This is a genomic window from Siphonobacter aquaeclarae (assembly GCF_900103285.1).
In the GTDB taxonomy this organism is placed as follows: Bacteria; Bacteroidota; Bacteroidia; order Cytophagales; family Spirosomataceae; genus Siphonobacter; species Siphonobacter aquaeclarae.
The window spans coordinates 434899-445819 of the sequence record NZ_FNGS01000006.1; the positions used below are offsets into that span (position 1 = coordinate 434899).

The following is a 10921-nucleotide window of genomic DNA, read 5'->3' on the forward strand; positions in this document are numbered from 1 at the left end:
AAAAGGGGGCGTAGCGTCCCGGTTATTGATGAAGAGGTGTTACTTCCGGCAGAGGTAGATGATTTCCTTGCTGGGTAGGGCGAAGCGTTCGACGCGCTCCCGGGGCATTTCGAGGACAAACCGGTCTTCCGTTACCCGGAAGCCGCCTTTGGCGAGTTCCTGTCCGTAATCCTGTCCGAAGAGCCGCAGGTGGTCGTTTTGCCAGAAAATACGCTCCCGCTCTTTCGGGTCGGTGATGGTCGGGTCTTCGAAGGTATGCGGTTTGCTCCAGTCCTGCGGCGACTGAATAATGGCCCAGCCGCCGGGTTTCAGTACCCGGTATAGTTCGCGGGTAGCCTGGTGGTAATCGTCCACGTGTTCAAGTACGTGGTTACAGAATGCAACGTCAAAATGATTGTCGGGGAAGGGAATCTGGTGGATATCCATTTTCACCTTCGCCAGCGGACTTTCGATATCAGCGGTGATGTAACCGTCGCCGTGAACTTTTTCAAACCGTTCCATAAAACAGTGTTCCGGAGCGACGTGCAGTACCATCTTCTTTGATTGGAAAAAGTCCGTCTTTTCCCTGAGGTACAGGTACATCAGCCGGTGACGCTCCAGTGCCAGGCAGTTCGGGCAGAGCGCGTTGGCGCGCGATTGCAGGCGACCGTATGGCAAAAACCGGCGGAACGTCTTGCCGCAAACGGGGCATTCCTTGTCGTTACCGGTCAGAAAAAGGGCAGTGATTTTGAGGGGAATATAGCTAACCCGTTGGAGTACAGGGCGGGGTACGGTACGCAGAACAAAAGAAATAAGACGTTTCATGCGGCAAAGTTGAGCAATTACGCGCAAAGGGCAAAGAGCATACAGCCATGAGCTTTTCCCCATGCCCCGTGCCCCGTGCAAGATTGGTTACCATTAAAAAAGCCGGGCAGCGTCGCTGCCCGGCTTTTTTAATGGTAACCAATCGCTACAACTCGCGGATCCAGATGTTCCGGAAGCTCACCAGGTTGCCGTGATCCTGCAGGCTGATGGGTCCTTTGCCATGCGGCAGGTTTTTCGGTGCGCCGATGTATTCAGTTGAGCCCTGGATTTTGGTATGGTTTTGTACGATGATACCGTTGAAGATAACGGTCACGTACGGAGGTGTTTCAACACCGCCGTTCTGGTTAAAGCGCGGCGCCGTATAGATGATGTCGTAGGTGTTCCATTCACCCATCGGACGGATCGGGTTGATCATCGGAGCCGATTGCTTGTAAATGGAGCCGGCTTGTCCGTTGCGATAGGTGCGGTTCTGATAGCTGTTGAGTACCTGCACCTCATACATGCCCTGCATGAAGATACCGCTGTTGCCTTTGCCCTGGCTTTTCAGGGTTTCGGGTTCGTTGGGAGAGCGCCACTCGATGTGGAGCTGGTAATCGCCGAAGTCCTGCTTGGTGGAGATATTGCCGGCGCCTTTGACGACCGTCATCGCACCGTCTTTGACTTCCCATTTCGCCGGAGAGCCGTCTTTGACTGTTACCCAGTTGTCGAGGTTTTTACCGTCGAAGAGGATGATGGCGTCCGAAGGAGCGGCGCCGTACTCTTTACCGGGCGTTACGGTGGGTACTTCAGGATCCCAGAATTCGGTTTCATCCGGCTTGACGAGGTAGTTTTTCTTCACGGCGCGGCCGTCCTGGGCAGAGGCAAAACCCAGCGCCGCAAGGCTTAAACAGAGGGAGAGCGTAAGCTTTTGAGCTGTTTGCATTGGTCAAAGCAAAATTTGAGATTTAGATTGCGGGTGAAATTAGCGGAAACAGGGCGGAGGTGTATTTTTTTGTGAGAAAAAAGTGCGGCGGCAGGTTTCGAAGTTTAGAGTTTAGTGTTTAGAGTTGGTGGACAGGACTCTTCCCAACAGATCTGAACACTAAACTCTAAACACTAAACTTTGAACTCCTCAATACAACCCCTCTTCTCCCCAAAAAGACTATGAAAATTGTTGAAAATAAAAAAGCCCCGGGAAGGCAGTTGATCAAGCGGATGGACCAGCGGACCAAGTGGATCCTGCTGACGCTCTTTTCGCTGCTGATGATTGCCTATGGCCTGACGGTTTACGGCCGGGCGATCTGGCTGTACGGCTCGGGCGAGCCGACGGTGAAGTGGGTGCTGACGGGCGGCTATGCGCTGATTCTGCTCCTCGGCGGCCTGATGCTGTTCGCCAATGCCCTGCGTATCCGCCTGCAGATGGACTTCCGGCGGGAGCTGCGGCGCTTTGTCCGGAAAAACCGCCGGCTCTTCGCGCCGAAAAAGGAAAATACCCCCGGCAAAAAACAATCTCCCAAAGGCAGGGAAAAAGAAAACCCCGCCGGACCTCAGGCCTGACGGGGTACGGAAAACGCGGTGAATCTCACCGCGTTTCGCCTTATTTCTTTTCGAAAGAAGCTTTGATCGCTTCTACGTCTACTTTCTTGATAGTAGGCTTCAGAGTCAGACGCTTGATGGTAGCGATCCGGTTGTTGGCAACGGCCTTGTTTCTCCGGTCCTTGCGCTTCAGTTGTGATACACCCATGATTTTCGGTAGTTTGGTTCGAGTAACTCAGGAACTACTCGAACCTGATAACATTACCCGGAATTTCAGAAATTGAGCCGCAAAAATAGCCCTCCCTTGCGTAAAATCCAATAGTCGGCCGGTCAAAATTCACGAAAAAGATAATGGCAGAAGAAAAGCGGCAGAAACCGGCCTTGTTTTCGGGTTTTTGCCCGCTCTTCGCGTTTAGAATGCTATTTTTGCGGCTCGTTTTGCGAAGAAGGGCATAGCCGCTTCCCCCGCGGCATCCCGTGAACATACACATCTGATGAGTATACAGAAACCGACACTACCCAGAGGCACGCGCGATTTCGGTCCCGAGCAAATGGTGAAACGGAACTTCATTTTCGACACCATCCGGCGGACCTTTCAGAAATATGGTTTTCAGCCCCTGGAAACCCCGACGATTGAAAACCTGTCCGTCCTGATGGGCAAGTATGGAGAAGAAGGAGACCAGCTGCTGTTTAAAGTCCTCAATTCCGGCAACTTCCTGGATGGTTTGCAACCTGCCGATATCGACGAAGGCTACAAAAAACTGACGCCGAAAATCGCTGAAAAAGGCCTTCGGTATGACCTGACCGTGCCCTTTGCCCGGTATGTGGTCATGAACCGGGGCGAACTGACATTTCCGTTCAAGCGGTATCAGCTGCAACCGGTATGGCGGGCCGACCGCCCCCAGAAAGGACGCTATCGGGAGTTTTACCAGTGCGACGCCGACGTTGTCGGAACAACTTCCCTGATCTGTGAAGCCGAAATCGTGGCCATGCTCCATGAAATCTTCGGCGGCCTCGGTATCGGCGATTTCACGATCAAAATCAACAACCGGAAAATCCTCAGCGGTATTGCCGAGGTAATCGGCGTGGCCGGTATGGAGTCTGCGCTGTTTGTGGCGATCGACAAACTCGACAAAATCGGAAAGGAAAAAGTTGAGGAAGAACTGCGGGAAAAAGGCCTGTCCGAGGCTTCCATCAAAAAACTCCAGCCGCTCTTCGGCGCGCCGACGTCTAACCGGGAAGCATTCGAAAACCTGAAAGACTGGCTCCAGAACTCCCAGGTAGGGATGAAGGGTGTGCAGGAACTCGAGCAGGTCTGGAAGTACATCCGGACCATGGGTATTCCGGAAAAGAAACTCCAGCTCGACATTACCCTGGCACGGGGACTGAGCTACTACACCGGTGCAATTTTTGAAGTCAAGGCCAACGGCGTTCAGATCGGCTCGATCTCCGGCGGAGGCCGCTATGACAACCTCACGGCTGCGTTTGGCGTGCCGAACCTGTCAGGTGTGGGTATTTCGCTGGGCGTCGACCGGATTTACGATGTCATGGAAGAACTCAACCTCTTTCCGTCTGATTCGGGTACGACCACGCGATTGCTTTTTACAAACTTCGATGCACAGGCCGAGGAGTTTTCCCTGTCGCTGCTTCAGAAAGCGCGCGCGGCGGGTATCAATGCCGAACTATTTCCCGAAAGCAGCAAACTGAAAAAGCAGCTGGATTATGCCGACCGCAAGCGTATTCCGTTTGTCGTTCTGATCGGTTCGGAAGAAATGGAATCGGGATTACTCACATTGAAGAATATGACAACCGGCGAGCAGGAAAAGCTCACCGCCGATCAGATTCTGGCCAAACTGGCTTAATCAAATATACTCCGGTACGACTTCCCGATGGTGAAGTGGTACCGGAGTCCTACTCCCGCCGTCAGGCCTGACGCCCGCGTCTCGGCGGTTGTCGTCCCATACTCCGGATACTGTACGGAGCTGAATTCCTTTCCCCAGAGTCTTTCCACGCCGATTAACTGGCGCAAGTACCCGGATACATACAGGCTTTTATGCAGGCGGTACGAAACTTCACCGCCTATTTCCAGCAGAACGGAGAAATTACGGAAGAGCTTGCTGCGGTCGACCAGCAGCACACTCGTATCCGGCGACGTCTGTACCTGCCGAAGCTGAATCACTCCCTTGGGTAAGTTGTAGTTAAAAAGCGCGGCTACTCCGCCCGATAGTCCGATGTTGAGGCGCTGCCCGGGGCCGAAAAGGTTCTTCCGGACGCGAAGAGGCACCTGAGCATACTGAATCCCCAGACTACCGCTGCCCCGCTGGGAAGGCTGGAATGCCAGTGAATAGGCGATGGTGCTGGGTAGGTTATAGATCCCGGTTTCGTATGACCAGCTTCCGCGCTGAAAACCGGCAACAATGCCCGGCACCAACTCCGGACCATGCCCCGAAGCGGTAAGCCGCCCGGTACGGTCCCGGACCAGTACCTGATTGCGGTACCCGCCCCCGAGGTCGAAGCCGATGTATACCCGTTTTTCCCGGATGATGACGTTACGGAGAGACGACGGCCCGTCAGGATAGTGTACCTGGGCGGTTGCCGTCAGAGAACAGAGCAAAACGAAAAACAGGTAGGCGTGCTTCATAGCCGGTCCGGTTGACGCTGTATCAGAAAGTTACCGCTTGTTTTTCAATTCTCTTCTGCCGGAAATTGAAAAAAATCAGTCCGATCGCCCGCCGTATGCGCCACGGATATCCCGCTTCAGCGAATAGGTATACCGCAGGGAAAGTCCGAGGCTCCAGCCGCTGCCGTCAGCCTTGATATCGGAGGTGGTTGTGTTGGCGTGATTAACGGTATAGGTCAGGTGCGTAGACATCGAATTTCCCATGCCCCACAGATGCCGGTAGTAAAATCCGAGGCCCAGGCGGTTGGAAAGCCGGACGTTGTACTCCAGGCCTAGTTCCAGCAGTGCGGTCATGGAGGTGGCAGTTTTGGTGAGCGACGTGATCTGGACAGTATCCGGGTGCTGCTGTCCGCGTTTGTACAGGTATCCGTCGATTTCGAAGCCGTCTACCGTCGTGCCCGCATTCGGAATCAGCCAGGCGCCGCCGGAAATCCAGAAGCCGGAGCGGTTTTTGACGCGCCCTGTTGAAAAAAGCTGTCGTTTTACCCGTCCGATAATCGCGCGGGAGTCGTTTTTATAGGTGAAGACAAAATCCCGGGGAGAGTTGCTGATCGTCAATTGATTATGGATCGGAGAGGGCGAATAACCCGCTTCCGCCGCCCATACTTCCCGAAACGAATAACCTACCAGTACGCCCCACCCGGATTTATTAACGGAGCCCGATGAAATCAGGTCATTGAAGGTATTGCTCAGGGTACTGTTGTCGGTTCGGATGAATCCTTCGGCATTGACATACCAGCGATGCAGTACTTCCTCTTCCATACGCGGCGCTTTCAGCCGCTGGCTTTTGACGGGGGAATAGTACTCGGGAATCTCCGGAACTTCCTGGGCGGCGCAGGAAAAGCCGGCCAATACGCAAAAGAATAGGAAAAGGTACTTCATGTCAGAGGGGAGAAAACGTTACTCACCGTTACGCACGAAGGTAAGCCGGCGTTTCACCGCCCCGCTACCTTTTTCAGTATTTCCGGAAAAAGAACAGCCCCGGTTCGAAACCGGGGCTGTCAGAAACCGGCGGGGCAGGGTTACCGCCAGGCTTTATAAGCATTGATCAGGCCGTTGGTCGACCCGTCATGGCTCGAAACGGCTTCGCTTCCCTGAAGCTCCGGATAGATTTTGCTGGCAAGCTGCTTGCCGAGCTCCACGCCCCATTGGTCGAAGCTGTAGATGTTCCAGATCACGCCCTGAACGAAAATCTTGTGTTCATAGGCGGCGATCAGGCTGCCGAGCGTCCGCGGCGTAACTTCCTTCACGAGGATGGAGTTGGTCGGGCGATTACCCTCGAATACCTTGAAGGCCACGAGCGGTTCGTAAACCTCAGGTGATACTCCTTTCGCTTCAAACTCGGCGATCACCTCTTCCCGGGATTTCCCGTTCATCAGGGCCTCTGTCTGCGCGAAGAAGTTCGAGAGAAGCATTTTGTGGTGGTCGCCCAGCGGGTTATGGCTGATGGCCGGAGCGATAAAGTCTGCCGGAATCAGCTTGGTACCCTGGTGAATCAGCTGGTAGAAGGCATGCTGCCCGTTGGTACCCGGCTCGCCCCAGATAATCGGGCCGGTCTGGTAGTCAACTTTCTCTCCCCCGCGGGAAACATACTTGCCGTTCGATTCCATGTCTCCCTGCTGGAAGTAGGCGGCAAACCGGTGCAGGTACTGATCGTAGGGGAGGATGACGTGGCTTTCCGCACCGAAGAAATTGTTGTACCAGATGCCGACGAGGGCCAGGATTACCGGAATATTCTGTTCAAAAGGCGTTTCACGGAAGTGGTTGTCCATCGCGTGTGCGCCTTCGAGCAGTTGCACAAAATTGTCGAATCCGATGCTGAGAATGATGGACAGACCGATCGCAGACCAGAGCGAGTAGCGACCGCCGACCCAATCCCAGAATTCGAACATGTTGTTGGTATCGATGCCGAATTTGGCGACCTCCTTTGCATTGGTGGAGAGTGCGACGAAGTGCTTCGCCACTGCCGACTCATCCGCTGCACTTTTGAGGAACCAGTCGCGCGCGGAGTGCGCGTTGGCCATCGTTTCCTGAGTCGTGAAGGTTTTCGATGCGATCAGGAAGAGCGTCGTTTCGGGGTCGAGGCCCTTCAGCGTTTCGGCGATATGCGTTCCGTCGACGTTAGAGACGAAATGCAGGTTCAGGTGATTTTTATAGGCCTTGAGGGCTTCCGTAACCATCACCGGACCGAGGTCCGATCCGCCGATGCCGATGTTGACGACGTCCGTAATGGCTTTGCCGGAGTAGCCTTTCCAGTCGCCCGAAATCACTTTCTCCGAAAATACACGCGCTTTTTCCAGCACACCGTTGACGAGGGGCATGACGTCTTCGCCGTCTACGTCGATCGGGGTATTGGAGCGGTTACGAAGGGCAACGTGCAATACGGCACGGTCTTCCGTCGCGTTGATTTTGTCTCCTGAAAACAGTTTGCCGATGGCGTCGCTCAGTTCGCACTCCTGCGCGAGTTCCAGCAGTAACCGGCGGGTTTCACCCGTGATGCGGTTTTTGGAATAATCAAGCAGGATGTCTTCGAAACGAAGGGAAAATTGCTCGAAACGGGCAGGATCTTCCTGAAACAGGTCTTTGATCTGGGCGGTTTGAACCGTTTCGAAATGAGCGAGAAGCTTTTGGTAGGCAAGCGTCCGGTTAAATGGGATCGATTTCAGCATGAGAATAAGCTCCAAAAGGAAAGTTTGAGGCAAAAATGAAAAAAACTCCGTTCGGAAGGAAGGTCCGGGCCGGAGTTTTTCAACAGGAAGAAATACCATACGCCGGATTGGCCGGCAAAACGTTACGAAGGAAAGTCGCCCGCAAATGCAAACTCACCGAGCGCCTTGCGGCTTCGCGGCGTGACTTCCCGGGTATAAAAAGGTTCGTCGAGCTGACCGGCTTCACCCAGGTGACCCAGCGCGATGACCACCACCGGCTCTACGTGCTCCGGAAAATGGAATACTTCTTTTGCTTTTTTCCGGTCGAAACCACCCATTACGTGCCCGAATACGTCGTGCTGACGGGCTTCCAGCAACAACGTAGCATTGGCAGCACCGAGATCATACCAGGCATATGCGTTCGGGGTATTGTCAGGGCCGTATGCGGTGATGGCTGACGCGAGGATCAGTACATCCGCGTGCTGCGCCCAGAGGTGGTTGCCGGGCAGGAGGATACTCTTCAGTTTTTCGAATTGCTCTGTATTTTCCTTCGTGGCATAGACATACGACCAGGGCTGGAGGTTATTGGCGCTTGGCGCCCAGGAAGCCGCTTCGAGAATCGTCTTCAAAACGGCAGGTTCAATGGATTTCGGCGAAAATGCCCGGGGGCTCCACCGGTTGCGTACGAGATCGCTGACAGGGTGTTCGGTTGCCGGAACTTTAATGCTCATGGTTCAGGGAAGTTGAATTTATATGTAGATACATACAAATAAACCTCACGGCAGGCAGATTTGTTCCAGTTCATCCAAATCTCCCATGAAAGCATTGTAATCTACCTTGCCTTTGATGCCGCGGACCTTGCCGGTCTCGGAATATTGCCAGAACCAGAGCTTGCCGGAAATATCTCCGGCGATTTCGGAAGAGGAGTAATCGGCGAGCCAGAGGGGATATTCATCGAAATGCCCCCGGATAAACCGCTGGTAAAAGCGACGGTTGGTATAGACAACAGGACGGACGCCATAGTGTTTTTCAACCAGCTGTAGCCAGGTATCGATATCGCGTATCGTTTGCTCGTCGGACTTGAGGGCGTGAGACGATTCGACGTCGAGAACAGGGGGGAGATCTCCCGACCGGAGCTTCACGGTATTGACGAAGTTGGTAGCCTGTTGCACCGGATCCCGCCAGGGAATAAAGAAGTGGTATGCGCCAACTTTCAGGTTAGCCTGGCGGGCGGCGGTATAATTGGCTTTGAATTTCTTGTCCTGAATGGAGATACCCTCCGTTGCCTTGAGGTAGGCGAATTCGAGGTGTGCGTCCCCGGGCAGGCCGGTTTGCCGGATGCTTTCCCAGCGGATACTGCCCTGGTGTTTGGAGACGTCGATGCCGTGAACGGCGTATTCGGTCGGAAGGCGAATGCCTGCGTCGAGGCTATAGCTCCAGTCGATACCCTGTCCGCGCCGATACTTGTACCAGACCGCGACAGCGATAAACCCGGCCAGAATCACGCCGACCGTCACCAGGGCTTTGGGAGAAAGAGTAGTTGTTTTTCGGGCCATAAACCAGACTTGCCGGGCAAAAATACCCGGCAAGCGTGGAAAAATTGTCTACAGTTTTCAGTTTGCTGTTTTCGGTTTTCAGTTGGGGGCCGCCGTGATTGGTCAGTTCTCCAACTGAAAACTGAAAACAGCAAACCTACTTATTTGGCTGCGGCGTCACCCGGAGGTACGGCTTCACATGCGTGACGCCTTTCGGGAATTTCTCGGCGAGGGCCTCGTTCGGAACGGCCGGCGTCACGATTACGTCGTCGCCGTCTTTCCAGTCGGCCGGCGTTGCCACCTGGTAGTTGGCGGTCAGTTGCAGGGAATCCACGACGCGGAGGAGCTCCGTGAAGTTCCGGCCGGTTGAAGCCGGGTAGGTGAGTGTCAGTTTGATTTTTTTATCGGGACCGATGATGAATACCGACCGCACCGTTGCTTTTTCGCTGGCGTTGGGGTGAATCATGTCGTAGAGTTCGGCGACTTTCCGTTCGGGATCGGCGATGATCGGAAAGTTGACTTCCGTGCCGGTCACGTCCTTGATATCGGGCGTCCACCGGTTGTGGGAATCGAGGTCGTCCACCGAAATAGCGATCACCTTCACGCCGCGGCGTTCGAAATCGCCCTTGAGAAGTGCCGTTTTTCCGAGTTCCGTGGTGCAGACCGGCGTAAAATCAGCCGGGTGCGAGAAAAGCAGACCCCAGCTGTTGCCGAGCCATTCGTGAAAATGAATAGGACCCTGAGTAGTATCTGCGGAAAAGTCGGGTGCGATGTCTCCAAGCCGTAAGGACATAATCGTAAAAAGTTTAAGGTTATACGTACGTCCGCAAAGTTTGGACGTTTGAACTGGATTAACAAACCGAATAGTCTATAAGTTTACCAGACTTCTATTAAATTTTCCCGGGGACTGATTATCAGTTTACTGGATCGGAAAAGACATTTTCCTGAAAAGAAATACAAAATTTTTCAGCCCCGCTGCTTGACAACGGTACTTTGAAACACCATCTTTGCACCCACATTTCAGACGGGGATGTAGCTCAGTTGGCTAGAGCGCTTGCATGGCATGCAAGAGGTCGTCGGTTCGAGCCCGATCTTCTCCACTTCAAACGCCTCCGGTTTTCACCGGAGGCGTTTTTGTTTCCGGTCGATCCGGGTTGTCTTACCGGATACTAATTTCCCTGCTGCTGATATAGGTAAAAAATAAGCTTTTTTGCTTTGTGTTTACCTGTTGATTGGTATCTTTCTGTCCGAAACGACCAACCCTCGTGAAGATCTTGTCCCATTGTTTTCCAGAAGCTACTCTGTCGGCGTTGCATCCGTTCGGGCAGTGCTGTTTTCTACCGAAATTACCAACCAAATCTCTCTATGAAGCAGTTTTTATTCCTCGCAGGCGCCTGTTGGCTGTCGGTGAGCAGTCCCTGCTTTGCCCAGCACGAAACCGATCACTGGGCATGCGGTAACTACGCCTTCTTTCGCTTCGGGTCCGGATTGTCTCAGGCCGGAGAAGCAAGCCGGATGCGGCAACTGGAAGGAAGCGCCGTTGTTTCGGATGCGCAAAGCGGGCAGCTCCTCTTTTACTCCGACGGCGTAAGTGTCTGGGGAAAAGACCATCAGTTACTTCCCAACGGAACTGGTCTGAAAGGAAGTCCGACCTCCACCCAGTCTGCACTCATCGTTCCCTTTCCGGGCCGGGAGGGGCAGTATTACCTTTTTTCTGTCAAAGCCTATGACGACGGCCC

General features: G+C 53.8%; 11 protein-coding genes, 1 tRNA gene and 1 pseudogene. 4 read left to right on the plus strand and 9 right to left on the minus strand.

Features of this window, described 5'->3' with window-relative positions:
• Window positions 1–39: 39 nt before the first annotated feature.
• Window positions 40–804, minus strand: a complete 765-nt coding sequence (locus BLR09_RS17840; protein ID WP_093205290.1) for a class I SAM-dependent methyltransferase — start codon at window positions 802–804, stop codon at window positions 40–42.
• A 145-nt stretch (window positions 805–949) separates the two neighbouring features.
• Window positions 950–1726 (minus strand): 3-keto-disaccharide hydrolase, encoded by a 777-nt coding sequence (locus tag BLR09_RS17845; protein ID WP_093205292.1) that lies wholly within the window; start codon window positions 1724–1726, stop codon window positions 950–952.
• A 221-nt stretch (window positions 1727–1947) separates the two neighbouring features.
• Here BLR09_RS17845 and BLR09_RS17850 point away from each other — a divergent pair, with 221 nt between their 5' ends.
• A complete protein-coding gene (locus tag BLR09_RS17850) occupies window positions 1948–2340 on the plus strand; it encodes a hypothetical protein (RefSeq protein ID WP_093205295.1) in 393 nt (130 codons plus the stop codon).
• A gap of 40 nt (window positions 2341–2380) precedes the next feature.
• Here the strand turns inward: BLR09_RS17850 and BLR09_RS25555 are convergent, their stop codons facing one another.
• On the minus strand, window positions 2381–2527 hold the full coding sequence (locus tag BLR09_RS25555) for a hypothetical protein (RefSeq protein WP_176785597.1): 147 nt from the start codon (window positions 2525–2527) through the stop codon (window positions 2381–2383).
• Window positions 2528–2819: 292 nt separating this feature from the next.
• Here BLR09_RS25555 and hisS point away from each other — a divergent pair, with 292 nt between their 5' ends.
• A complete protein-coding gene (gene hisS / locus BLR09_RS17860) occupies window positions 2820–4181 on the plus strand; it encodes a histidine--tRNA ligase (RefSeq protein ID WP_093205372.1) in 1362 nt (453 codons plus the stop codon).
• Here the strand turns inward: hisS and BLR09_RS17865 are convergent.
• From BLR09_RS17865 to BLR09_RS17890, 6 genes are all read right to left on the minus strand, one after another.
• Window positions 4178–4960 (minus strand): hypothetical protein, encoded by a 783-nt coding sequence (locus BLR09_RS17865; protein WP_093205300.1) that lies wholly within the window; start codon window positions 4958–4960, stop codon window positions 4178–4180. The genes hisS and BLR09_RS17865 overlap by 4 nt on opposite strands.
• A 75-nt stretch (window positions 4961–5035) precedes the next feature.
• Entirely contained in the window at window positions 5036–5881 is an 846-nt protein-coding gene (locus tag BLR09_RS17870) for a hypothetical protein (RefSeq protein ID WP_093205302.1), read from the minus strand.
• Window positions 5882–6021: 140 nt separating this feature from the next.
• A complete protein-coding gene (pgi, locus tag BLR09_RS17875) occupies window positions 6022–7668 on the minus strand; it encodes a glucose-6-phosphate isomerase (RefSeq protein WP_093205374.1) in 1647 nt (548 codons plus the stop codon).
• A 122-nt stretch (window positions 7669–7790) separates the two neighbouring features.
• Window positions 7791–8378: a nitroreductase family protein gene (locus tag BLR09_RS17880; protein ID WP_093205305.1), complete on the minus strand. Its 588-nt coding sequence runs from the start codon at window positions 8376–8378 to the stop codon at window positions 7791–7793.
• Between the two features lie 45 nt (window positions 8379–8423).
• Window positions 8424–9203 (minus strand): glycoside hydrolase family 25 protein, encoded by a 780-nt coding sequence (locus BLR09_RS17885; protein ID WP_143011149.1) that lies wholly within the window; start codon window positions 9201–9203, stop codon window positions 8424–8426.
• A gap of 136 nt (window positions 9204–9339) precedes the next feature.
• Window positions 9340–9975 carry a peroxiredoxin gene (locus BLR09_RS17890; RefSeq protein ID WP_093205310.1) on the minus strand — a complete coding sequence of 212 codons (636 nt, stop codon included), beginning with the start codon at window positions 9973–9975 and terminating at the stop codon, window positions 9340–9342.
• 233 nt (window positions 9976–10208) lie between these two features.
• On the opposite strand from BLR09_RS17890, the gene BLR09_RS17895 reads away from it, so the two are divergent.
• A tRNA-Ala gene (locus BLR09_RS17895) sits at window positions 10209–10282 on the plus strand.
• A gap of 265 nt (window positions 10283–10547) precedes the next feature.
• Window positions 10548–10921: pseudogene (locus BLR09_RS17900) on the plus strand (hypothetical protein); the annotation flags it as partial.

Coding starts and splice junctions, on each gene's coding strand:
- BLR09_RS17840 (WP_093205290.1), bottom strand. CDS start 804: ATGAAACGTCTTATTTCTTTTGTTCTGCGTACCGTACCCCGCCCTGTA.
- BLR09_RS17845 (WP_093205292.1), bottom strand. CDS start 1,726: ATGCAAACAGCTCAAAAGCTTACGCTCTCCCTCTGTTTAAGCCTTGCG.
- BLR09_RS17850 (WP_093205295.1), top strand. CDS start 1,948: ATGAAAATTGTTGAAAATAAAAAAGCCCCGGGAAGGCAGTTGATCAAG.
- BLR09_RS25555 (WP_176785597.1), bottom strand. CDS start 2,527: ATGGGTGTATCACAACTGAAGCGCAAGGACCGGAGAAACAAGGCCGTT.
- BLR09_RS17865 (WP_093205300.1), bottom strand. CDS start 4,960: ATGAAGCACGCCTACCTGTTTTTCGTTTTGCTCTGTTCTCTGACGGCA.
- BLR09_RS17870 (WP_093205302.1), bottom strand. CDS start 5,881: ATGAAGTACCTTTTCCTATTCTTTTGCGTATTGGCCGGCTTTTCCTGC.
- pgi (WP_093205374.1), bottom strand. CDS start 7,668: ATGCTGAAATCGATCCCATTTAACCGGACGCTTGCCTACCAAAAGCTT.
- BLR09_RS17880 (WP_093205305.1), bottom strand. CDS start 8,378: ATGAGCATTAAAGTTCCGGCAACCGAACACCCTGTCAGCGATCTCGTA.
- BLR09_RS17885 (WP_143011149.1), bottom strand. CDS start 9,203: ATGGCCCGAAAAACAACTACTCTTTCTCCCAAAGCCCTGGTGACGGTC.
- BLR09_RS17890 (WP_093205310.1), bottom strand. CDS start 9,975: ATGTCCTTACGGCTTGGAGACATCGCACCCGACTTTTCCGCAGATACT.